Origin of the sequence: Modestobacter sp. VKM Ac-2979 (genome assembly GCF_026967995.1) — a bacterium.
Taxonomy (GTDB): Bacteria; Actinomycetota; Actinomycetes; order Mycobacteriales; family Geodermatophilaceae; genus Modestobacter.
In genome coordinates this window covers 475,408-498,111 of sequence record NZ_JAPVBO010000001.1, presented here as the reverse complement: position 1 = coordinate 498,111, position 22,704 = coordinate 475,408, and the positions used below count along the sequence as shown (strand labels likewise).

The following is a 22,704-nucleotide window of genomic DNA, read 5'->3' as shown; positions in this document are numbered from 1 at the left end:
GCCCCCATGGCAACGGCGGTAGGCGCGGCAGCGGTGTATGCGCGGATCAGCAGTGACACCGAGGGCCGCGCCCTGGGCGTGACCCGGCAGCTTGAGGACTGCCGACGGCTGGCCGACTCCCTCGGTTGGCCGGTGGCTCAGGAGTACGTCGACAACGACCTGTCGGCCTACTCCGGCAAGCGCCGCCCCGCCTACGAGCAGCTGCTGGCCGACCTGGCAGAAGGGGTGAGGGACGCGGTGATCTGCTATCACGTGGACCGACTGACCCGCCGGCCGGTGGAGTTGGAGCAGTTCGTGGCCACCGTCGACGCCGCCGGCGTGCGGCAGGTCCGCTTCGTCTCCGGGGACATGGACCTGGGCACCGGCGACGGGTTGCTGATCGGAAGGATCATGGCGGCGGTGGCAGCGAACGAGTCAGCAGCGAAGAGCCGCCGAGTGCTCCGGAAGTTGGACCAGATCGCCGCCGAGGGACGTCCGCACGGCGGGAACCGAAGGCCGTTCGGCTACGAAGACGACCGGGTGACAGTGCGGTCGGACGAGGCAGAGGTGATCCGGCAGCTGGTGGCCCGCTACCTGGCCGGGGAGAGCCTTCGATCCCTGTGCAGCTGGCTGGAAGCCAACGGCGTGCGGACCACCACCGGCGGCGAGTGGCACAGCCCCTCCCTTCGGACCGTGCTGAAGTCAGGCCGGATCGCTGGACTGCGGGAGCACCGCGGCGACGTGATCGGCCCGGCAGTGTGGGACGCGATCATCAGCCCGGCCGACCGGGACCGCGTGCTGGCCCGCATGGCTGAGGCGGCGGTGACCGGCCGCCGGTCCCCGCGTCGGTATCTGCTCTCGGGGCTGCTGCGATGCGGGCGGTGCGGAGGCAAGTTGTTCAGCTCCCCGCGAGGCGAGACGCGCCGCTACGTGTGCGTGTCCGGGCCGGATCACGGCGGCGGGTGCGGGCGCCTGACCGTTGTGGCTGAACCGGTCGAGCAGCTGCTGGTCGAAGCGGTCCTGCAGCGGCTGGACAGCCCGCACCTGGCCCAAACGCTCACCGGTCGCGGCGGTGACGTCCTGGCGCTCGAGCTCAGCGACGGCCTGGCCGCCGACCAGGAGCAGCTCGACGAGCTGGCGGTGATGTTCGGCAAGCAGGAGATCAGCGCCCGCGAGTGGCGAGCGGCCAGGCAGCCCATCGAACGGCGCATGACCGACCGGCAACGACAGCTGACCGCCGCCACCAGCACTGACGCCCTAGCCGGTCTGCCCGGCAACAGCGGCCCACTCCGCCAGCAATGGGCAGAGCTGAGCCTCACGCGACAGGCAGCCATCGTCTCAGCGGTCGTCGACCACGCCGTCATCGCTCCCGGCCAGCCCGGCAGCCGCTCCTTGGACCCGACCCGTGTCCGGCCGGTCTGGCGCCTATGACTGTCTCGGCGACCGGCTTCGGCCCTTGCGACGGTCGGTACCGAAACCTGCTGCCGTGGGCGGGGACAGCAGCGCGGCCACTTTCGCCAGCACGTGCGGATCGGTGATCAGCACCGGAACGCCCTGCTCGGCGCACGATTCGCTCAGCCAGGCCGCGACCGCCTCTCGGCTCAACCCCATGCCGACTCCACCGCCGCAGGCACATCACCCCGACTGGCCTCGCCAGCTGAAAGTGCCGACCCGAAAGCCGCCGCCGACGGGGCCAGTTGGTCGGTCGACGCCGCGCCAGCAGCTCGCGTCAGCCGCGTGTTCTCCATGGCGGCGCGGTTGGCCGCTCGCACGTCCCGCACCGTGAGCCCCCATTGCCGCGAGGAGGACCAGGTGCGATACCGAGCCGGTGCGCTGCCCCGGGAGACCTCCCCGGTGCGGGTGTTCACCACGTCGACCGCCCAGGGAACGTCTCCCCGCTGATCGGTGGCTTTCGTGGCGTACTTCGCCGCGTAGCGGGCGTGCTGCTGAGGGGACAGCAGGGTCAAGCCCACCTGACAGCCGAAGCCGGCAGCTAGCGCGATCCTCTGCACCTGGTCGCGTGACAGCGGGTCGGAAGACCACACCAGTACGTGCAGGTGCAGCGCGCCGCGCTTCTGGACCTCGACCACCCGGAAGTACTCGAACCGGCACACCCGCGAGAGGCTCAGCCGCAGCCGGTTCCATGCCTGACCGGCGGCCGCGTTCCACTCCGCGAGGTCCCCGACCCGGCAACCGCAGGAGCCACCGCCACCAGGGCGACCAGGCACCCACCGGGCATGTTCGCGCTCACCCGGCGCGGTCAACGTCAAGAAGCTTCCGTGGCCGCGATGCGCCGTAGCGGAGCGGGACTCCGCTATCCGGACGAGCAATCGTCGGTATCGGTCGGAGCAGGGCACGCATCGGGAGGCCCGGTGTGCCCGGCAAGCCCAGACGAGTCGACGGTCGCAGACGCGACACACGACGAGCAGGGGCGAAGTGCAGTCCAGCCCATCGACGCCGCCTCCTGGCAGGTAGCCCACGACGCGCAGTCCCCGGACGCCCGGCGGGCAGACGCACCCCGGCTTCTCTTCGGCTGGTTGGACATGACGACGCGGCTCAGCGAGCGCAGACACGGACGCGGCCGGAAGCGTCGGTCAGGGAGACGGGGCGGCCACGGCGGACAGCGCGGGCACGCATGGAACGTGCAGACATGAGGCTTCCAGGGAGACGACGGGACGCGACAGATGTGCGTAGTCGCCGCCGGTCGGCCGCCGGTCGGGGACGCACTCTGTGATGTCGTCTCGCGGGCCGATCCCCTGTAAGTGGCTGGTCCCGGGCGGGGTTTGCCTCGATGGGCCCCGGGGTGCAGTCGACATAGTGACACGAGCCCACGGCGAGCGGAAGCAACCCCAGGTCAGGCGCGTCTTGAGTTAGTGCAGGAAGAGGGTCAAGAGGCGACCCCTTCGGGGTCGCCACCCACAACGCCCGCTCGGCGCGGGGTCGGCCACAGGCCGCGACCCGGGCGCTCCGCACCCTTGAGCCGCGACCTGCGGTCGACCCCCCGTCCGTCGAGGGCGCCACAGGTGCCGACGCAGCGCACGGGCGCCCTCCGGGCGACCCTTCGGGCAGACCCGTGCACCACGACGACCCCCGCGGCAAATGCACTCACTACCGGGGGGCCGGGGAGATTGGAGGTCCAAGGACAGACCAGAGTTGCGTTGCTGCCTCAAGTTCAGGTCGACGGCTTCGCCATCGGTCGACAGGGCCGCCGTTTGTCGGCGGTCATCTTTCCGCTCTTAGCGTCACTGCCCGTTTAGTGGCGGCTCAGGAATGTTTCGGGACAGGTATCCCATTACACCTAGCAAGTCCCACCCAAGGTAGCTTAGGCGAGCGAATATCTCGTCAATCGGTCGCTCATACATGCGGCTAAGCACTCCGGCAAATTCGTCTCCGCGCGTCCGCATCTCCTTAATAGCTTCATTCGCTGACTCGTCTGCCTTCGATTGCCTAATCCCAAAGTAGAGCGTGACGACCAAGATCAACAAGAGGACGGCGATCGAAAAACCCGCCAAGATTTGCATAGCCGCTGCAACACCCTTGACAGGGGCGATCGCGGACACCTCTGACACAAAAAGCGAGGCGAAGGAGTAGTACGCGAACATTGCATAGCCCGTCGATCCTGACGTGTCGTACTGAGTAGGATCGATTTTGAAGATGGCCACGTTGATGAACGTGAATGAGATGAGCGCCTGAAGCATCAAGCCAACAACGCTAAGTGCGGAGAAAATTACAGCGAAATTGCTTCGCCGATAGACGTCTAGGCGGTAAGCCCAGAACTGGCTAACCCGATACCCCATGAGACCGAAACCAGCTCTGGTCATGATTTGGGAGCCAACCTGTGAGTCGAACTTGACGATCGCCGGGTCGCGCCACGCCTCATCAGGCGTCACGAAGTTGAGGAACGCCTTGCTCGAGAGCAACCGCGAGAGCATTTGCCGCTGGGCAATCACGAAGCGCGCGGGGGCGAAGGCGTAACGGAACGCCTTGTAAAGCGATGCGAACCAGAGGGCCAAAAGTCCAACGCTTGCCGTAGCCAGGATAGGGGTTACGGACGATGCAGCGATAGCGAGGAAGCAAAAGGCTGCGACAGTGCCAGCGATGACCGCATACTTAAAGCTTTGCATCGACGTGACGATTATGTGAATCACCCCCAGCGCAAGGGTCCAACTACCCCGCTTTTTCAGCGCCCGAGGAATCTTCCAGAAAAGCACAATCAGGGGGAAGAGTGAGACGTATAGCGGGAGCCAAGACTTGTCTTTCCGTATAGCGATCAACAAAATTGAGGTCAGAAGGAGGATGCCGAAAAACCGATAGTCCAGCAACCATTGGAAACCGGGGGCCACTGCGGACACCACCCAGCGATCGACGTCCCCCACGAGCAGCCGGAGGATCGCATAGCTCCATAAGAGGGAGGCGACGGCATCAAGGGCAAACCATTTCCAGCGACGCCACCTTGGGCCCAAGCGCAGCTTCTTCGAGTCCTGGGGCGAGGGTGAAGCGTTGTCCGCGTCGACCTTCGATTTCGTGAGCTGTATTGGCTCCAACTTGTCGAGGATGTTGTGCCGCGGTTCGTCGCCCACTGACTGCCTTCCGCCTGATCCGGTCTCGGACAGTACCTGTGTAAGCCGGTCGGAGCGCGTAGTTGAGCGACCAAGCCGCTGTCAGTTGAAGGGGAGGTCCTAGGGGTTGCTGAGGTTGGTGCAGTCGGTGGGGCCGCCGCAGGCGTGGGCGGTGACGTGGTCCAGGTCGGTCCAGCCGACGCGTTGGCCGCAGTTGGGGAACCGGCAGCGCCGGTCGCGGGTGGTCACGAATGACCGTTGCCGTGCGGTGGGGGTGTAGGCGGTGGTGGCCGGTGGCGGGCCGAGCACCGGACAGCCGCACGGCTGGCTTCCGCTTCCGCTGCCATCGCCGCTGCCGCTGGCTTCGCGGTTGCTGCCACGTTCGGGATGGTGCGGGCAGCCACGGCGGGCGAGGCGGGCCAGTTCAGCCGGGGTGATCGTGCTCAGCAGCTGCCCGTCCGGGCCGGTGAGCGCGTAGGTGAGGCTGCCGCCGTCGGGGGTGGTGAGCCCGAGGGCGCCGACCCGGCCGAGCAGTTCGCGCAGGTGGGCGGCGGTGATCGGCAGCCCGTTCACCCCACCCGGTGCACTGCTGACGCCGGCCAGAGCGGTCAGGTCGGCGGTGACCGTGACGTTCACGGCCACGGCGGGCAGCCCGGAGTCAGCCGGGCGGCGGATCAGTGTGGACAGCACGTGCGCCCGCAGGGCGCCGATCGGGCGGTCATCACCGTCGGCCTTGAGCATCTTCGCGAGTTGGTCGACCAGGTCGTGGCACTCCACGGCCTCATCGGTGGGCAGGTCCGCGGACAGCGTCGACCGGCCGTCGGTGGGGGAGGGGAAGACCCGCACGTCGGCGTTCTTGGCCGCGGCTTCCCGGCGCTCGTCGGCTGCGGCGGCGTCCAGGCGGAGCAGTTCCTCGGTGGCCCGTTTCTCCAGCCGCGCCACCGACAGCTCGCGCGCCTCATCCAGCAGCGCGGCCTCGACCTGGCCGGCGACGGCCGCCGGGGTGTGCTCGAGGACGTCGGCGAGCACCTGGGCCCGGCGCTCGTCCAGCTGCCCGGCGGCCAGGGCGGCGAAGGTGGCGGGCAGCTTCTCCGACCAGGTCAACGCCCGCCGCAACCGCACCGCCGCCGTCCCACGGCCCAGGTTCAGCACCGCAGACAGCTCGGCGAGGAAGAACTCGCTGATCTCCGTGCCATCGAGCTCGGCCGTCCAGCCCAGCCGGCGGGCACCCCGGCTGCCCGGCGGTGGGTCGAAGGTGGCCGGGCGCCGGCCGGCCAGCTGCAGGATCAGCTCGGCTTCCTCCGCGGCGGCCATCGCCCGCTGGCGCTGCACCGACCGCAGTCGGGCCGCCAGCTGCTCATCGGAGGAGGCAGCCTCCCGCGCGCCGTGCGCCGTGCCGGTGAAGCAGACGTCGACCGCCACACCCCAGAAGCCCGGTGGCATCGCCGTCGTCGTCACGCATTCGAACATACGTACGGCGTCTGACAGTTTCGGCGGGAGCGAGGCTGCCGACGGGGTCGACCCGCCCCACCGACCGTGGAGCCGTGCCGGGGCCCGGCTCCACGGTCGGTCTGGTGGCTCGCGCTCGGCCACCGCCGAGGTCAGCGGTAGACGACGTCCACGCTGCGGAAGGCGCCCAGCTCGTGGTCGGCGACGAAGTGCTCGTGGTCGCGGCGCACCCGGTCGGCGGCCTCCTCGGCGAAGCGCAGGACGTCGTCGACGAACAGGTCGCGCCCGCCGATGGCCTCCAGGATCGCCGGCTCGACGTCGTAGTCGACGTTGCCGGTCTCGTCGGACATCGCGTGCGTGTGGGCCAGCACCCGGCCGCAGATTTCCGCGTACTCCTTCCACTCGCTCGTGGACAGCTCGTCCAGGCTGATGTCGTCCCGGAACGGCGCCCGCTCCCGCACCATGAAGCTCTGGCCGTCGATGTCGACGCTCCCGTAGAAGACGTCGCCGCTGACCAGGTGCACCCGCTGGGCGTGCCGGATCCGGTCGCCCTGACCGTCCACCTCGTACCCCGACGGCGGCACCAGGCCGGACAGGGCCGAGCGGCGGGCGCGCTTGAACTCCAGGAGCAGGTCATCCGTGCCGTCGTCGCGCACGCCGGCGATGAGCACGTAGTACCGGGTCAGGCCCAGCGAGGCGGTGCCGGCGCCGCGCCGCTCGGCGACGTCCTTCACCCGCATCCGGCCGGCCCGCTCGGGCACCTCCACCTCGTTCTCGGCGACGTAGCGGTCGACGATCTCCTGGAACTCCTCCCGGCGGCTGCTGACCGGCACCAGTTCCTCGTCGGTGCGGAAGCCGCGCCGGGTCTCCTCCAGGAGGTCCTCCAGCCACTCGGCGCGGCTGGTCTCCAGCGTGCTGCCGATCAGCTCCGCGATCAGCGGCGGGGCGTTGTCCATCCGGAGCTGCTCGGTCTGCTCCTGGCCGTCGGCGGCATAGGCGGCGATCCCGGCCACGTAGCCGCGTACGAACCGGCGGGCGATGGCCCGCTGCTTCTTCTGGCTCTGGCCGGTCTTCTCGGCCGCGCCGAGCATGAACCCCACGGTGCCGCGCTTGAGGTCCCAGGTGAAGGGCGCGTAGTAGGCGTCGTCGAAGTCGTTGACCCCGAAGATCGGCACGTTGTCGGAGCTGGGCATCACGCCGAAGTTGCCGGGGTGGACGTCGCCGAGGGCCAGGACCGTGGGCAGTCGGGCGTCCTCGCCGACCAGGTCGCGGTAGAAGAGCAGGTTCGTGCCGCGGAAGAAGTGGAAGACCGAGCCGGCGAGCTTGTCGAACTTCGCCCGCGCCTCCAGGTCACCGGTGGCGATGCGAGTCTCGTGGTCCTCACGCACGGTCTCCCGTACGTGCACCCGGCGGTCGTTGCCACTGAGCATCCGGGGGATGAGCACCATCTCGCCCCGGGCCCGGGCCTCGGCCAGCAGGCGGAACGCCTCGACCCGCGAGTGCACCGGCCGTGAGCCGTCGCCACGGACGCCGTCGGACAAGGCGCCGCCGGACGCGGCGCCGTCGCCGGAGTCGGACGTCAGCGCGTCGACCAGTTGGTCCTTGGTCATCGACGAGCGTCCGGGTACGTCCTGCTCACGCGCGCGGCGCAGCAGTTCGGTGCGGGTGGCGGACTCGAGGTCTGTGTCCATGCCCCTCCGCCTACCCCGACCCGCCCGGGTGCTGAAACCCCGGCCGGCTGACGGGTCAGTGCAGGTCGCGGCGGGTGAACAGCACGGTGCCCAGGGTCAGGACGACGGCGGTCACCACGGCCATGAAGACGCCGGCCTGCAGGTTGCCCAGCAGGTACTCGGTGGACTCCCCGGTGAACGGGTCGGAGCCGAGGAACAGGGTCAGGCCGTCGGGCACCACCAGCGCCGAGGCGTTGTTGGTGAGCAGCCAGGGCTGCCAGTCCGGGCGTACGGCCCGTACCGCCGTCTCCAGCACCGCGAAGTAGACGAACCCCACCCCGAGCGCCGCGCCGGTGTTGCGCACCAGGTTGGTCAGCCCGAACCCGAGCAGCCCGGTCAGCGTGGTGAGCAGCACCCCACGGCCCCCGGTGGCCAGCAGCTCCGACCAGAACCCGTCGGGCAGGGCGGCCCCGTCGCCGGCGAACGACTGCCAGAGGCCGGCCATCGCCAGCCACGCGCCCTGCGCGACCACGCCGAGGACGGCGGAGGCCACGGCGACGACGACGATCTTGGCGCCGAGCACCCGGGGCCGCCGGGTCTCCCAGAACAACAGCGCGATCATCGACCGGGAGGACCACTCGGCGCCGACGAACGTGGCGCCGATCAGGAAGGCCAGCACCGCACCCGCTGCGCTGAACGCCACGGCCCCGGCGACGCCGTCCGCGGCGAAGGAGAACGGCGCCGGGTCCAGGTACCAGTCGAGGTCGAGGTCCGCGGCGGTGACCGGCGCGCCACACCACTCCTCGGGGGAGACGTCCGCCGGGACGTCGTCCGAGGCCAGGCACTCCGCCCGGAAGTCGTTCGCCCGTTCCACCTCCACCTGCAGCTGCTGCTGTGCCGCAGCGAGCCGCTCGGGCGTGGGGGAGGCGTACTGGGTGAGGCCGATGGCGGTGAAGGTGGCCCAGCCGAGCGCCGCGAGGAGCAGCAGCACCTGGATGAACCGGCGGGCTGCGAAGCGGTGCACCTCGGCCCTGAGCAGCCCGCTGAACCGGCCGGCGGGTGTGGTCGGGGGCGCCTCGGTGCGGACGGCGGTCATGCCGGCTCCGCCGTCAGTGCCAGGAACGCGCTCTCCAGGTCCGCCGCCACCGGGGTCAGCTCCTCCAGGTAGTGGCCGTGCTCGGCGAGCACCCGGGTGACCTCACCCGGCGCCGGGACGGCGGAGACCAGCAGCGCGTCCTCGGTCGGGGTCACGGTGAAGCCGGCGGCGGTGAGCACGGCGGTCGCGGCCGCCCGGTCGGGCACGCGCACCCGCACGTCCCCGGAGGACCGGCCGGCGAGCACCTCGTGCACCGGGCCGGAGGCGATGCACCGGCCCCGCGCCATGATCGAGACCTGGTCGGCGACCTGCTCGATCTCGGCCAGCAGGTGCGAGCTGAGCAGCACCGTCGTCGACCCGTCGCGGCCCAGCCGACGGATGAGCTCGCGCACGTCCCGGATGCCGGCCGGGTCCAGCCCGTTGCTGGGCTCGTCCAGGATCAGCAGCTGCGGGGACTTCAGCAGCGCGGCGGCGATGCCCAGCCGCTGCTTCATCCCGAGCGAGTAGCCCTTGAACCGGTCGTCGGCCCGGTCGCGCAGCTCGACGGTCTCGAGCACCTCCTCGACCCGGCTGCGCGGCACCCCGGCGGTCTCGGCGAGCAGCCGCAGGTTGCGGCGGCCGGAGAAGCCGGGGAAGAACAGCGGGGTCTCGACCAGCGCGCCCACGCTGCCGATCACCTGCGGGAGCCCATCGGGCACCGGCCGGCCCAGCAGTCGCACGTCGCCGGCATCGGGCCGGATCAGGCCCAGCAGCACCCGGATGGTCGTCGTCTTGCCCGAGCCGTTCGGGCCGAGGAACCCGTGCACGCCGCCGGACTCGACCACCAGCTCCAGGGAGTCCAGGGCCTGCTGCGGCGGGCGGCCGCGTCGGGCGTAGCTCTTGGACACCGCGTGCATCTCCACGGCCGGCACGAGTGCCTCCTGTCGGGACGGGGCTGGGCGGGAGCACCGTGGCACAGCGCGCGCCCGGGCGACACCACCTGGCGTGCGTGTCCGGAACGGGTCCGGCCGCCGGGGGTCAGTGCGCGGTGCGCGGTGCGCCGAGGAGCGCTGCCAGTGCGGCGTCGGAGTCGGCGAGCGCCGTCCGGTCGTGCGTGCTGCTGGAGGCGACCAGCTCCGCGGCGCCGGTCCGGTCGAGCAGCTCGCCCAGCCGGCTCGCCACCTGGGCGGGGGTGCCGGCGATCGCGGCGGCGACGGTCTGCTCGACGTAGGACTGCTGGCGCGGGGTGGGCGTGCGGGCCCGGATCCCCGCCACCGGTTCCAGGGGCGGGAAGACGCCGGTGGTGCGGGCCTGGGCCATGGCCCATGCCTCGGGCAGCAGCAGGTCGGTGGCCTCGCCGGCGGTGTCGGCGACCAGCACGTCGAGGCTGATCGCCACCCGCGGCTCCGGTGCCGACTCGCTCGGCCGGTAGCTGCGCCGGTACCCCGCCAGCGCGGCCAGCCCGGGCTCCGGGTCCCCGGCCACGCCCAGCAGCGGACCGCCGACGATCACCGGCAGCCCCAGCTCGGCCGCCACGGTCAGTCCTGAGCCGGTGGCCAGCACGTACATCGGGACGGCGGCGGCCGGGCGGGGGTGCGCGGTGATGGCCGCCGAGCCGGTGAGGTACGCCCGCAGCTCGGTCAGGTCGTCGGCGAAGTCCGGCTCGCCGGTGGAGCGCAGCGCCTGCCGTACGGGGGCGGTGAAGCCGGGGGAGCGGCCCAACCCCAGGTCGACCCGGCCGGGGGCGAACGCGCTCAGGGTGGCGAACTGCTCGGCGACGACCAGCGGCTGGTGGTGCGGCAGCATCACGCCGGCCGAGCCCAGCCGGATGGTCGTCGTCCGGCCGGCGATCGCGGCCAGCAGCACCGCCGGGGCGGCACCGGCGATGCCCGGCACGCCGTGGTGCTCGGCGACCCAGAACCGCTCGAAGCCGAGCCGCTCGGCGGCGACCGCCCGCTCGACGGTGGCGGTCAGCGCGGCGGCGTCCGGCTCGTCCGCCCGGGTGCGCGCGCGGTCCAGCAGGGAGAGGCGCATCAGAACGCGTAGCGGACGTGCAGCCAGGGGGCGTGCTGCCGGATGAGCTGCTGCAGCCGGTCGACCCCGGCCCGCTTCACGTCGTTGCGGTAGCGGACGTTGTGCATGCCGTTCTGGCTGACCTTGGGCTGCTGGAGCTCCGGGCGCCAGAGCAGGTCCTCGGCCTGCGGGTGCCAGCCGAGGTTGACCTCGTGCAGCTGCTCGTTGTGGGTCAGCATGATGATCTCGACAGCCGCCTGGGCCTTGGTGGCGTCGGACAGCTGGTCGTCGAGCTGCTGGAGCAACGTCGTCCAGTCCGCCTCCCATCCCTCGCGCAGCACGACGGGGGAGAAGTTGAGGTGCACCTCGTAGCCGGCCTCGACGAAGTCGTCGATCGCGGCGATCCGCTCGTCGATGCGGCTGGTGCGGACGTCGAGGAGGTGCGCGTCGGCGTCGGGCATCAGGGAGAAGCGCACCCGGGTGCGGCCCTGCGGGTCCAGGTCCAGCAGCTGCCGGTTGACGAACTTCGTGGCGAAGGAGGCCTTGGCGGTGGGCAGCGTGCGGAAGGCGGCGACGAGGTCGGCGATGTTGTCGCTGACCAGCGCGTCGACCGAGCAGTCGCTGTTCTCCCCGAGGTCGTACACCCAGTCGAAGGGGTCGCACTCGTTCGGCTCGGGCTTCGCACCCTGCCGCCCGACGTGCCGGCGCACGGCCCCGGTGATCTGCTCGATGTTGGTGAAGACGGTGATCGGGTTGGCGTACCCCTTGCGCCGCGGCACGTAGCAGTAGGCGCAGGCCATCGCGCAGCCGTTGGCGGTGGAGGGCGCGATGAAGTCCGCGGACCGGCCGTTGGGCCGCACGGACACCGCCTTCTTCACCCCCAGCACCAGCGTCTCGGTCTTCACCCGCACCCAGCGCTCGACGTTGCCCTCGTTGCCGTGCAGCGTCGGGATCTGCCAGTGCGAGGGCACCTCCACCAGCTCGGCGTCGGGGAACCGGGCCAGCACCTGCCGCCCGCGCGGGGAGGCGGCGGCCGCGGGCTCCGCGTAGACCGTGCGCACCTGCAGCAGCCGGTTCTCCACCGGGGTCTCCGGCGGGAGGACGTCGTCGAACAGGGTCAGTGCGTCCGTCACGCCTGGTGCAGCGCCGGCCGGTCGACGGCTGTTCCACCGGGCGATGTGGTGATGGCCCTAGGCTCAGCGCTCCGCCGTCCCCCAACTCGGAGGTCCTCTGTGCTGGCCAGCATCGGCTACGCCGTCGCCTACACCGGCGTCGGCATCCTGCTGCTCGTGGTGGGCGCCCTCGCTCTCGACCTGCTCACCCCCGGCCACCTGGCCAAGCACATCTACGAGGAGCGCTCGGTCAACGCCGGCATCGCGCTGGCCGCCGGCCTCCTCGGCCAGGGGGCGATCGCGTTCACCACCATCTGGACCAACGCGACCAGCGGCTTCGGGCGGGCGCTGCTCTACACCGTGGTGTTCGGGCTGCTCGGCGTGCTGCTGCAGGCGCTGGTGTTCCTGCTGCTCGACCTGCTCACCCCCGGGCGGCTGGGCCAGCACCTCACCGAGGTGACCTTCCACCCCGCCAGCCTGGTCTCCGCCGGCTCGACGCTGGCCGTGTCGGCGATCGTCGTCGCGTCCATCTGGCCCTGACCCCTCACCAGGAGGCTCCGCATGAGCCGGATCAACGACGTCGGCGGGATGGCCGGGTTCCCGGCGATCGTCGAGGAGCCCGACGAGCCGCCGTTCCACGCGGACTGGGAAGCGCACGTCCTCGCGCTCAACGGTGCGCTGATCAAGCGCGGGGTCTACAACCTCGACGAGTTCCGCGACGCCCAGGAGCGGCTGCCGGTGCAGCAGTACCTGGGCGCCTCCTACTACGAGCGCTGGTTCGCCGCGATCAGCACGCTGCTGGTGGAGAAGGGCGTCGCCACAGCCGACGAGCTCGCGGTCGATGACCACGGCGCCTGACGGGTTCGCCCCCGGCGACCGGGTGCGCACCCGGTCCGTCGACCTGGCCGGCCACACCCGGCTGCCCCGGTACGCCCGCGGCGCGGTCGGGGTGCTGGTCGAGCGCGCCGGGCGGCACCCGCTCGCCGACGACCGCGCCCGCGGCCTGACCGGGCCGGCCCGGTCGGTGTGGCACGTCCGGTTCGTCGCCGCCGACCTGTTCGGCGCGGGCGACCACACGGTCACCGTCGAACTGTGGGAGGACTACCTGACCCCGATCGAGGAGCAGCGATGAGCGGCGACCACGGCAGTTCCCGGATCTCGGCGCAGGTGCGGCACGTCGAGGCCCTGCTGGAGGGCCGCGCTCTGCTGGACGCCGGGGAGGTCGACCGCCGCATCGACGAGTTCCTCGCCGGTGGCACCCCGGCCAACGGGGCGCGCATCGTGGCCCGGGCGTGGACCGACCCCGGCTTCGCCGAGCGGCTGCTGGCCGACGCCAACGCCGCCATCCGGGAGGTCGGGCTGTCGATGGCGGGTGGCCTGCAGGAGCAGCGGCTGAAGGTGGTCGCCAACAGCGCCGAGACGCACAACGTCGTCGTCTGCACGCTGTGCTCCTGCTACCCGATCGCTCTGCTGGGCCCCTCCCCGAGCTGGTACAAGAGCGAGGCCTACCGCTCCCGGGTGGTCCGCGACCCGCGGGGCGTGCTCGCCGAGTTCGGTCTCGAGCTCCCGGCCGGGACGTCGATCGCCGTCTGGGACGCCAGTGCCGAGTCGCGGTACCTGGTGCTGCCCCGTCGTCCGGAGGGAACGGCGTCGCTGACCGAGGCGGAGCTGACCGGGCTGGTGACCCGCAAGGGCCTGATCGGCACCGCCGTCGTCTGAGCGGCTCCCGCCGGACGGCAGCGCCGTTTGGCCTGGTCAGGCGAGGGCACCGGGGTCTGGACGACGCATCGTGCGTCCCGACGAACGGAGCCCCATGAAGGCAGTGACCTGGCACGGCAAGCAGGACGTCCGGGTGGACACCGTGGACGACCCCTTCGTCCAGGCTCCCACCGATGCGGTGATCCGGGTGACCACGACCAACATCTGCGGCTCGGACCTGCACCTGTACGACCCGTTGGCACCGTTCATGGGCGTGGGGGACGTGCTCGGCCACGAGGCGATGGGCCAGGTCGTCGAGGTCGGCGCGGAGACCGGCGACCTGAAGGTGGGCGACCGGGTGTCCATCCCGTTCCAGATCTCCTGCGGGCACTGCTGGATGTGCCAGCAGCACCTGTACACGCAGTGCGAGACCACCCAGGTGCGCGACCAGGGGATGGGCGCGGCGCTGTTCGGCTTCTCCAAGCTCTACGGCGAGGTGCCGGGCGGGCAGGCGGAGTACCTGCGGGTGCCGCAGGCGCAGTTCACCCACATCAAGCTGCCCGAGGGGCCGGCCGACGACCGGTTCGCCTACCTCTCGGACATCCTGCCCACCGCCTGGCAGGGCGTGGAGTACGCCGGGGTGCCCGACGGCGGCACGCTCGTGGTCCTGGGGCTGGGCCCGATCGGTGACTTCGCCTGCCGGATCGGCCAGCACAAGGGCTACCGGGTGATCGGCGTGGACCTGGTGCCCGAGCGGCTGGCCCGGGTCGCCGCCCGCGGCATCGAGGTCCTGGACCTGCGCGAGCACTCCGACGACCTGGGCGACGCGATCCGGGACATGACCGACGGGCGTGGGCCGGACTCCGTGCTCGACGCGGTCGGCATGGAGGCCCACGGTTCGCCGGCGACCGGGTTCGTGCAGAAGGCGGCCGGGTTGCTGCCGCGGGCCGTCGCCGCCCCGGTGATGAAGGAGGCCGGCGTCGACCGGCTCAACGCCCTGTACTCGGCGATCGACATCGTCCGGCGCGGCGGGACCATCTCGATCTCCGGTGTCTACGGCGGGGCGGCCGACCCGATGCCGATGATCACGCTGTTCGACAAGCAGATCCAGCTGCGGATGGGCCAGGCGAACATCAAGCGATGGGTCCCGGACATCATGCCGCTGCTCACCGACGCCGACCCGCTCGGCGTGGACACCTTCGCCACCCACCGGCTGCCGATGTCCCAGGCACCGGAGGCCTACAAGGCGTTCCAGGAGAAGGCCGACGGCTACGTGAAGGTCCAGCTCAAGCCCGAGCTGTGAACCCGCCCGGTGGTCGGTCCCGCGGGGCCGGCCACCGGCCGTCGGGTCACCCGTGCGAGTCGTCCCGGCCGACGAACGCTCGGTGCCCGCTCTCCCCGGACCGATGAGGTGGCATGGAGTGGACGCGCAGCGCGCCTGAGGTGGCGACCGCCCGCGTCATCGGACCGGTCATCGGGGCGCTGTACCTGGCCGGGGGGCTCGCCGTCCTCGCGGTCGTCGCGTTCGGCGGCGGGGCGCGGCCGGTCTCGCCTGCGCTGGTGGCGATCGGCCCGGTCGCCATGCTGGCCGGCGCCGCGGTGGCCCGCTGGGGCCACCACCTGCCTCGGTCGGTGTTCCACCTGCTGGTGTTCCTGGGCACCACGCTGATCAGCGTCGTCGTGTACGCCGCGCCCGATCCGGCGTCGGCCATGGCCCTGGCCAGCACCTACTCCTTCGTCGCGGTGGCGGCGTTCTTCCTCTTCGCGCTGCCGGCGGCCGCGGCACATCTGGTCCTCGCGCTCGCCGCCTGCACCGTCGTCCTGCCGATGCGCGGGGTGTCGGCCGGGCCGGTCGTCGCGCTCGCCGTCGTCATGGCGGCGATCGGGCTGGTGGTCGCCACGCTGGCCCGGCGCGCCTCCGCCGCCAGCCTGGACGGGCTCACCGGCCTGGCCAACCGGCGCGGCTTCGACGACGCGCTCGAGGAGACGGTGCGGGTCGCCGTGCGCAGCGGCGCCGACCTGTCCGTGGCACTGGTGGACATCGACCACTTCAAGTCCATCAACGACCAGCACGGGCACGCCGCCGGCGACGACCTGCTCCGGACGGTGGCCGACGAGTGGCTGCCCCGGGTGCCGCGCGGGTCCGTGCTCGCCCGGCACGGCGGCGACGAGTTCGCGCTGTTGCTGCCCGCCCACGCCGGCCCGGCCGCGCTGGAGGTGGTCGAGCAGCTGCGGCTCGCCTGCGCGGGCGTGCCGCTGTCGATCGGCGTCGCCGAGCACGAGCCGGGCGAGCTGACCTCCCAGTTCATGCGCCGCGCCGACAGCGCCCTGTACCGGGCGAAGGCGGCCGGTCGTGCGCGCAGTGTCCTCGCCGAGGACCGCTGAGCGACTCGGGTCAGCGGCGGGCGGCGAGCACCGACTCGTAGACCTCCGCGGTCTGCTGGGCGATCGCCGGCCAGCCGAACTCCGCCAGGACCCGCTCCCGGCCGGCCGCGCCCATCGTGGCCGCGCGGCCGGGGTCGGCGAGCAGCTCGGCCATCCGCGCCGCCAGCCCGGCGGCGAAGGCGGTCGGGTCCTCGGCGTCGTAGGGCACCAGCAGGCCGGTGCGGCCGTCGTCGACCACCTCCGGGATGCCGCCCACGGCGCTGGCCACGACCGCGGTGCCGCAGGCCGCGGCCTCCAGGTTCACGATGCCCAGCGGCTCGTACACCGACGGGACGACGAAGACCGTCGCCCCGGTGATCAGCGGCACCAGCTGCTCGCGGGGCAGCATCTGCTCGATCCACACCACCCCGCTGCGGCGGGTCTGCAGCTCCGCCACGGCGTCGGCCACCTGCGCCCGCTCGGCCGGGGTGTCGGGCGCGCCGGCGCAGAGCACCAGGCCGGCCTCGGGGGGCAGCTGCTCGGCCGCGGCCAGCAGGTGCATCAGCCCCTTCTGCCGGGTGATCCGGCCGACGAACAGCGCGTACGGCCGGTCGGGGTCGACCCCCACCGAGCGGACGACGTCCGGCGCCTCGATCGGCCGGTAGGCCTGGGCGTCGACCCCGTTGCCGACCACGACGACCTTCGCCGGGTCCAGGTCGGGGTACACGTCGAGGACGTCGGCGCGCATGCCCCGGCTGACCGCGATCACCGCGTCGGCGGAGGCGTAGGCGGTGCGCTCCACCCAGGAGGAGAGCCGGTAGCCCCCGCCCAGCTGGTCGGCCTTCCACGGCCGGCGGGGCTCCAGGGAGTGCGCGGTCACCACGTGCGCGGAGCCGTGCACCAGCGAGGCCAGGTGGCCGGCGTGGTTGGCGTACCAGGTATGCGAGTGCACCAGCTCGGCGTCGGCCAGCGCGGCGGCGATCTCCACGTCGACGCCGACGGCCTGCAGTGCGCCGTTGGCGGCCTGCAGCCCGGACGGCACCCCGTGGCCGGTCGCGTCGGGGCGGGGCCCGCCGAAACAGTGGACGTCCAGCTCCGGCCCCTGCTCGAGTCCACGCAGGGCGGCGACGAGGTGCTCGACGTGCACCCCGGCCCCTCCGTAGACGTCCGGCGGCCATTCCCGGGTGATCACTCCGACGCGCACGGACTCACCCTAGGTGGTTGGAGCGGACGGCAGATGGGGCGAACGCCGCGTGCACCCGATACGGTCCGTCCATGCGTGGCGGCCCTCGAGTTCTCGGCATCGTGCTGGCAGGTGGTGAGGGCAAGCGCCTCGCCCCGCTGACCCAGGACCGGGCGAAGCCCGCGGTCCCCTTCGGGGGCAACTACCGGCTCATCGACTTCGTGCTGTCCAGCCTGGTCAACGCCGACATCCGGCGGATCGCGGTGCTCACCCAGTACAAGAGCCACTCGCTGGACCGGCACATCACCACCGTCTGGCGGATGTCGACGCTGCTGGGCAGCTACATCACCCCGGTGCCGGCGCAGCAGCGGCTCGGCCCGCGCTGGTACACCGGCAGCGCCGACGCGATCTACCAGAGCCTCAACCTGATCTACGACGACCGGCCGGAGATCGTCGTCGTCTTCGGTGCCGACCACGTGTACCGGATGGACCCGTCGCAGATGATCGACCAGCACCTGGCCACCGGCGCCGGCGTGACCGTCGCGGGCCTGCGGGTGCCCCGCAAGGAGGCGACCGCCTTCGGCGTCATCGACGCCGACGAGAACGGCAAGGTGCGCCAGTTCCTGGAGAAGCCGGCCGACCCGCCGGGGATGCCGGGCAGCCCGGAGGAGACCTTCGCCTCGATGGGCAACTACGTGTTCACCACCGACGCGCTGCTCGAGGCGCTGCGGGTGGACGCCGCCGACGAGAACTCGGTGCACGACATGGGCGGGTCGATCATGCCGATGATGGCCGACGCCGGTGACGCCTACGTCTACGACTTCAGCAGCAACGTCGTGCCCGGGGAGACCGAGCGCGACCACGGCTACTGGCGGGACGTGGGGACGCTGGACGCCTACTACGACTCGCACATGGACCTCGTGTCGGTCAGCCCGATCTTCAACCTCTACAACGACCGCTGGCCGATCTACACCCTGCCGCCGATGCTGCCGCCGGCCAAGTTCGTGCTCGGCGGCCGGGCCGAGGAGTCGATGGTCAGCGCCGGCGTGATCATCGACGGCGGCTCCGTGCACGGCTCGGTGGTCGCACCGAACGTGCGCCTGGAGCGCGGTTCGCGGGTCGAGGCCAGCGTGCTGATGGACGGCGTCCACATCGGCGAGGGCGCCGTCGTGCGCCGCGCCATCCTGGACAAGAACGTCGTCGTCCCGCCCGGTGCGCAGATCGGTGTCGACCCCGAGCGGGACCGGGAGCGGTACCACGTGAGCGCGAGCGGCATCACCGTCCTGGGCAAGGGCTCCCGCGCCATCCTGTAGCCGACGGTGCCGTCACCGCTGATCGTGACGCTGCTGCTGGACGACGACGCCCAGCAGCGGTTCGACCGGCTGCGGGCGGCGCACTTCCCGCCGGAGCGCAACCACTTGCAGGCGCACGTGACGCTGTTCCACGCGCTGCCCGGTGAGCACGTCCGTGAGGTGCGGGACGGCCTGCGGGGGACAGCCACCCGGTCACCGTTCGACGTCGCGATCTCAGGCGTGCGGTTCCTCGGTCGCGGCGTCGCCCTGGACCTGGCGTCTTCGGAGCTCACTGCCCTGCGCAACGACCTGGCCGACGCGTTCGACCCGTGGCTGACCCGGCAGGACCGGCAGTGGTCCCGCCCGCACGTGACGGTGCAGAACAAGGTCGCCCCGGAGGTGGCCCGCGCGCTGCACGCCGAGCTGACCGCGTCGTTCGTGCCGGAGACGGTCACCGCCCGCGGGCTCGGCCTCTGGCGCTACCTCGGCGGGCCGTGGGCGGCGGAGGCGGAGTTCCCGTTCGGTTAGGTGCGCTTGGTGGCGACCAGCAGGCCGGTGCCGATGGGGAGCACGGCGCAGGTCAGCGTCTCGTCCTCGCGCAGGGTCCGGGCGATCTCCCGCCAGGCGACGGTCTGCGCGTCCCGGGCCGCGTGGTCGGCGATCTTGTCCTCGGCGAGCAGGCCGTGGCAGATGAGCGACCCGCTGTGCCGGATGAGCCCGAGCAGCCCGGCCAGGTTGCTGGCGTACTCCAGCGGCGGGCCGGCGCAGCTGACCAGGTCGTAGGCGCCGGGGGACAGCCGCGGCAGCACCTCGCCGGGCGTGCCGAAGATCAGCCGGGTCCGGCCGCTGGGGACGCCGGCCTCGGTGAAGGCCTGCCGGGCCGCACGCAGCTCGGCCGGGTCGGCGTCCAGGGCGGTGAGGACGCCGTCGGGGCGCATGCCCTGCAACAGCCAGAGCCCGGCGACGCCGCCACCGCTGCCGATGGACACCACCGAGCGGGCGTCGCAGGCGGCGGCCAGGACGGAGAGGGTCGCGCCCACCGCCGGCTCGACCGGGACCTGGGTCCCGAACGCCTCGGCGGAGGTCATGGCCCGCTGGCGGGCGGCCACCTGGGCGGGGGTCTCGGCGGCGAAGCCATCGGCATAGGCCGCCGCGCCCGTCGGGGAGCCGCCGGTCGGGGGCGGTCCGGCAACGCTGGTCACCGGGCGAGGGTAGTGGCGAGGGCGGGGTCGCCGCCCGCCCGGGTGGGGGACGGGACGACGCCCGGTCGACTGCCTGGCAACTGGCTGTGTGTCTGCGCCGTACGGGAACACCGACTGCGCGCCCGGCCGTTGGACCGGACGTGCGTCTCTCGCGTACCACCAGCCAGCGCTCCGTCGAGCGGTCCACCCCCGCTGGGGAGGTGTCGTCCTCGGCCGTCTGCGATCCTGGGGCCGTGACCGAGCCCACCGCGACCGGGTCGGCGGCCCCCGCCGGCCCCGAACCCGCGGCCTCCGCGGCCGAGGGCTGGGTGGCGCCCACCTGGGAGCAGGTCGTCCGCGACCACTCGGCGCGCGTCTACCGGTTGGCCTACCGCCTCTCCGGCAACCAGCAGGACGCCGAGGACCTCACCCAGGAGACCTTCGTCCGGGTGTTCCGCTCGCTCGCCGACTTCTCCCCGGGCACGTTCGAGGGGTGGCTGCACCGGATCACCACGAACCTGTTCCTGGACATGGTGCGTCGCCGGCAGCGGATCCGCTTCGACGCCCTCCCGGAGGACACCGAGCGGCTGCCCGGCTCCGCGCCGTCCCCGGAGCAGGTCTACGCCGACACCCACCTCGACCCGCAGATCCAGGCCGCCCTCGACGCGCTCTCCCCGGAGTTCCGGGTCGCCGTCGTGCTGTGCGACATCGAGGGCCTCACCTACGAGGAGATCTCGGCGACCCTCGGCATCAAGCTCGGCACCGTCCGCAGCCGCATCCACCGCGGTCGCGTGCAGCTGCGGGAGGCGCTGGCCCACCTCGCCCCCGGCCGCCCCGTCCCCGCCGTGGAGGTGTCGTGAGCATCCCGGAGAGCCACCTCGCCCAGGAGGCGATCGCCGCCCTCGTCGACGGGGAGCTCTCCGGTGGCGCGGCGAACCGGGCGGCCCGGCACCTGACCGGCTGCGCACAGTGCCGGATGGCGGTCGCCGCCCAGCGCGAGGCGAAGGACGCGCTGCGGTACGGGGTCGACGTCGCGGTCCCCGGTGACCTCATCTCCCGGCTGCAGGCCATCCCGTTCACGGCCGCCGGCCCCGGCGCCGGGCTCGGCTCGTTGAGCGCCGGTTCCGACGGGCTCGCGGCCAGCGGCGCGGGTGGCTCCTGGGCGATCCCGCTCGCGCCCGCCGAGGCCCCGCCCCGGTCCGACGGCGGTGCCCGCTGGCTGCGGCGGGGGATGACCGGGGCGCTGGCCGGTCTCGGTCTGGGCGTCGCCGTGCTCGCCGTCAACCTGCCCACCGCCGACATGCCCGACCGGGAGCCGGTGGCCGACGCCGTCCGCTACGCGCCGACCGAGCGCACCGACATCGTCCCGCCCGTGGTGCGCACGTTCACCGTCGGTTCCACCACCGGCCTGCCCGCCGGCGGGACGCCCTGAGCGGGACGCCCGGCACCGAGCCGTCCGACGCCGGCTCCCGTCGCGCCGACGCCGACCACGCCGTCGGCCGGCCCGACGAGCCGCCGACCGCGTACGCCCGGCCCGCGGGGACGACGGGCGCCTTCGCGCCCACCGACGCCCGGCTGCAGCCCAGCACCCCGCCGGCCCCGGCTCCCCAGCCGGAGCAGCAGGCGGCCTTCGGTCGGCCCGCCGCGGTCGACGGGTCGTTCGGCGGTGACCGCCCGGTGCCGGCGCCCCGGCCAGTGCCCCCACCGCCCCCGGAGGCAGTGCTGCGGGCGTTCGCCCCCCGGGACGGCGCCACCGGTCTGGGTGAGCCCCCGGGCGGTCGCCCGGTGCGGCGGCGCACCGCCGTGGCCCCGTTCTGGAAGGCCGACGCGACCGCGGACCCGTGGCGCGACCCGCACGCCCCCGCTGCGCTGGGTGCACCCGCGCAGTACCCGCAGGAGCCACCGCAGCCCGGCCCGGTGCTGCCGGAGCCGCAGCCTCGCGGCGGCAAGGTCCGGCTGCGCGACCTCTCCGTCCGGCTGACCGTGCTGGGCCTGCTGAGCCTGCTCCTGGTCGGCATGGTCGGCGGTACGACCGCCTGGTACCTGGGCCGGACGGCCGACGAGGCGCCGTTGCTGGCCGAGGGCACCCAGCTCTCCGAGGTGTCCCCGGGGACCAGCCGGGAGCCCGGGTCGATCGCCGACATCGCCGGCCGGATCATGCCCGCCGTGGTCTCCATCGAGGTCCGGCTGGCCAGCGCAGGCGCCACCGGGTCCGGGGTCGTGGTGGACGCCGAGGGCGGCTACATCGTCACCAACAACCACGTCATCTCCGGTGCCGCCGACGTCGAGGGCGCAGAGATCCGGGCGGTCTTCAGCGACGGCAGCGGCTCGACCGCCCGCATCGTCGGCCGCGACCCGGCCAGTGACCTCGCCGTCCTCAAGGTGGAGAAGCCCGGGCTGGTCGCGGCGTCCCTCGGCAGCGTCGGCGACCTCGTCGTCGGTGACCCCGTGGTGGCGATCGGTTCGCCATTGGGCCTGGCCGGCACGGTCACCAGCGGCATCGTCAGCGCGCTGGACCGCCCGGTGCGGCTGACCGGCGAGGGCAGCGACACCAACGCCGTGATCAGCGCCGTGCAGACCGACGCACCGATCAACCCCGGCAACTCCGGTGGCGCACTGGTCGACGCCACCGGTGCGGTCATCGGGATCAACACCGCGATCGCCTCGGTGGCGGGCGCCGGCACCACCGGCGGCTCGATCGGCCTCGGCTTCGCGATCCCGATCGACACCGTGCGCGACATCTCCGAGGAGCTGATCACCACCGGGACGGCGGTGCACGCCTCGCTCGGGGTGAACGCCCGCACGGTCACCGACGGCACCCGCGACGGGGCGCTGGTGCTCAACGTCGAGCCCGGCAGTGGTGCCGCCGAGGCCGGGGTGCAGGAGCAGGACGTGGTCATCGCGGTCGACGGTGAGCCGGTCGTCAGCTCGGAGGAGCTGGCCGTCTTGGTCGACGCCCGCGAGCCGGGTGACACGGTGACCCTCGAGCTGGTGCGCGGTGGCAGTTCCCGCGAGGTCGACGTCACCCTCGGCGTCGCCTGACACCTGCTGTTGGGCTGCGGGTCGTCCGGCAGCAAGCCGGTCCACCTACGCTGGACACGGACCGCGTTCCGCGGCGGGCGCGAGGAG

The 22,704-nt window shown here is 72.4% G+C and carries 22 protein-coding genes; 12 read left to right on the top strand and 10 right to left on the bottom strand.

The window, feature by feature from the left end:
* Positions 1–6: 6 nt before the first annotated feature.
* Positions 7–1,410: a recombinase family protein gene (locus O2W15_RS02455; protein ID WP_269178245.1), complete on the top strand. Its 1,404-nt coding sequence runs from the start codon at positions 7–9 to the stop codon at positions 1,408–1,410.
* Positions 1,411–1,580: 170 nt separating this feature from the next.
* On the opposite strand, the gene O2W15_RS02450 is transcribed toward O2W15_RS02455, so the two are convergent.
* The 8 genes from O2W15_RS02450 to O2W15_RS02415 all read right to left on the bottom strand — a co-directional run bounded on the left by O2W15_RS02450 (position 1,581) and on the right by O2W15_RS02415 (position 11,878).
* The gene (locus tag O2W15_RS02450) at positions 1,581–2,207 is read right to left on the bottom strand and encodes a rolling circle replication-associated protein (protein ID WP_442928859.1); all 627 of its coding nucleotides are present in this window, start codon (positions 2,205–2,207) and stop codon (positions 1,581–1,583) included.
* Between the two features lie 1,014 nt (positions 2,208–3,221).
* Positions 3,222–4,559, bottom strand: coding sequence for a hypothetical protein (locus tag O2W15_RS02445; protein WP_269178243.1), 1,338 nt, complete (start codon positions 4,557–4,559; stop codon positions 3,222–3,224).
* Between the two features lie 99 nt (positions 4,560–4,658).
* Positions 4,659–5,996 (bottom strand): HNH endonuclease signature motif containing protein, encoded by a 1,338-nt coding sequence (locus O2W15_RS02440; RefSeq protein ID WP_269178242.1) that lies wholly within the window; start codon positions 5,994–5,996, stop codon positions 4,659–4,661.
* A gap of 143 nt (positions 5,997–6,139) precedes the next feature.
* Complete coding sequence (locus O2W15_RS02435) at positions 6,140–7,678, bottom strand: DUF2252 domain-containing protein (protein ID WP_269178241.1); 1,539 nt, start codon at positions 7,676–7,678, stop codon at positions 6,140–6,142.
* 55 nt (positions 7,679–7,733) lie between these two features.
* Positions 7,734–8,753: an ABC transporter permease subunit gene (locus tag O2W15_RS02430; RefSeq protein WP_269178240.1), complete on the bottom strand. Its 1,020-nt coding sequence runs from the start codon at positions 8,751–8,753 to the stop codon at positions 7,734–7,736.
* Positions 8,750–9,664 carry an ABC transporter ATP-binding protein gene (locus O2W15_RS02425; RefSeq protein ID WP_036337515.1) on the bottom strand — a complete coding sequence of 305 codons (915 nt, stop codon included), beginning with the start codon at positions 9,662–9,664 and terminating at the stop codon, positions 8,750–8,752. Before O2W15_RS02425 ends, O2W15_RS02430 begins: the two co-directional genes overlap by 4 nt.
* Positions 9,665–9,770: 106 nt before the next feature.
* Entirely contained in the window at positions 9,771–10,766 is a 996-nt protein-coding gene (locus tag O2W15_RS02420) for an MsnO8 family LLM class oxidoreductase (RefSeq protein WP_269178239.1), read from the bottom strand.
* Positions 10,766–11,878, bottom strand: a complete 1,113-nt coding sequence (locus tag O2W15_RS02415) for a spore photoproduct lyase family protein (protein WP_269178238.1) — start codon at positions 11,876–11,878, stop codon at positions 10,766–10,768. The genes O2W15_RS02420 and O2W15_RS02415 overlap by 1 nt, the downstream gene beginning before the upstream one ends.
* A gap of 99 nt (positions 11,879–11,977) precedes the next feature.
* On the opposite strand from O2W15_RS02415, the gene O2W15_RS02410 reads away from it, so the two are divergent.
* The 6 genes from O2W15_RS02410 to O2W15_RS02390 all read left to right on the top strand — a co-directional run bounded on the left by O2W15_RS02410 (position 11,978) and on the right by O2W15_RS02390 (position 15,940).
* On the top strand, positions 11,978–12,397 hold the full coding sequence (locus tag O2W15_RS02410; protein ID WP_269178237.1) for a DUF350 domain-containing protein: 420 nt from the start codon (positions 11,978–11,980) through the stop codon (positions 12,395–12,397).
* Positions 12,398–12,418: 21 nt separating this feature from the next.
* Complete coding sequence (locus O2W15_RS23915; protein WP_036337524.1) at positions 12,419–12,715, top strand: SH3-like domain-containing protein; 297 nt, start codon at positions 12,419–12,421, stop codon at positions 12,713–12,715.
* Positions 12,699–12,989, top strand: a complete 291-nt coding sequence (locus tag O2W15_RS23910) for an SH3-like domain-containing protein (RefSeq protein ID WP_331253857.1) — start codon at positions 12,699–12,701, stop codon at positions 12,987–12,989. The genes O2W15_RS23915 and O2W15_RS23910 overlap by 17 nt, the downstream gene beginning before the upstream one ends.
* On the top strand, positions 12,986–13,576 hold the full coding sequence (locus O2W15_RS02400) for a nitrile hydratase subunit alpha (RefSeq protein WP_269178236.1): 591 nt from the start codon (positions 12,986–12,988) through the stop codon (positions 13,574–13,576). Before O2W15_RS23910 ends, O2W15_RS02400 begins: the two co-directional genes overlap by 4 nt.
* A 94-nt stretch (positions 13,577–13,670) precedes the next feature.
* Positions 13,671–14,858: a zinc-dependent alcohol dehydrogenase gene (locus tag O2W15_RS02395; protein ID WP_269164898.1), complete on the top strand. Its 1,188-nt coding sequence runs from the start codon at positions 13,671–13,673 to the stop codon at positions 14,856–14,858.
* A gap of 113 nt (positions 14,859–14,971) precedes the next feature.
* Complete coding sequence (locus O2W15_RS02390; RefSeq protein WP_269178235.1) at positions 14,972–15,940, top strand: GGDEF domain-containing protein; 969 nt, start codon at positions 14,972–14,974, stop codon at positions 15,938–15,940.
* Positions 15,941–15,950: 10 nt separating this feature from the next.
* On the opposite strand, the gene glgA is transcribed toward O2W15_RS02390, so the two are convergent.
* A complete protein-coding gene (gene glgA / locus O2W15_RS02385; protein WP_269178234.1) occupies positions 15,951–17,123 on the bottom strand; it encodes a glycogen synthase in 1,173 nt (390 codons plus the stop codon).
* Between the two features lie 71 nt (positions 17,124–17,194).
* Between glgA and glgC the strand changes: the two genes are divergently transcribed.
* Positions 17,195–18,415: a glucose-1-phosphate adenylyltransferase gene (gene glgC / locus O2W15_RS02380; protein WP_269178233.1), complete on the top strand. Its 1,221-nt coding sequence runs from the start codon at positions 17,195–17,197 to the stop codon at positions 18,413–18,415.
* A 6-nt stretch (positions 18,416–18,421) separates the two neighbouring features.
* Positions 18,422–18,922, top strand: a complete 501-nt coding sequence (locus O2W15_RS02375) for a 2'-5' RNA ligase family protein (protein WP_269178232.1) — start codon at positions 18,422–18,424, stop codon at positions 18,920–18,922.
* Here O2W15_RS02375 and O2W15_RS02370 read toward each other — a convergent pair.
* Positions 18,919–19,596, bottom strand: a complete 678-nt coding sequence (locus O2W15_RS02370; protein WP_269164892.1) for an O-methyltransferase — start codon at positions 19,594–19,596, stop codon at positions 18,919–18,921. The genes O2W15_RS02375 and O2W15_RS02370 overlap by 4 nt on opposite strands.
* Before the next feature lie 233 nt (positions 19,597–19,829).
* On the opposite strand from O2W15_RS02370, the gene sigE reads away from it, so the two are divergent.
* The 3 genes from sigE (at position 19,830) to O2W15_RS02355 (ending at position 22,617) form a co-directional block, all read left to right on the top strand.
* Complete coding sequence (gene sigE / locus O2W15_RS02365) at positions 19,830–20,435, top strand: RNA polymerase sigma factor SigE (protein ID WP_269164891.1); 606 nt, start codon at positions 19,830–19,832, stop codon at positions 20,433–20,435.
* The gene (locus O2W15_RS02360) at positions 20,432–21,007 is read left to right on the top strand and encodes an anti-sigma factor family protein (RefSeq protein WP_269164890.1); all 576 of its coding nucleotides are present in this window, start codon (positions 20,432–20,434) and stop codon (positions 21,005–21,007) included. The genes sigE and O2W15_RS02360 overlap by 4 nt, the downstream gene beginning before the upstream one ends.
* A gap of 245 nt (positions 21,008–21,252) precedes the next feature.
* Positions 21,253–22,617, top strand: coding sequence for a S1C family serine protease (locus O2W15_RS02355; protein ID WP_269178231.1), 1,365 nt, complete (start codon positions 21,253–21,255; stop codon positions 22,615–22,617).
* Positions 22,618–22,704 lie beyond the last annotated feature (87 nt).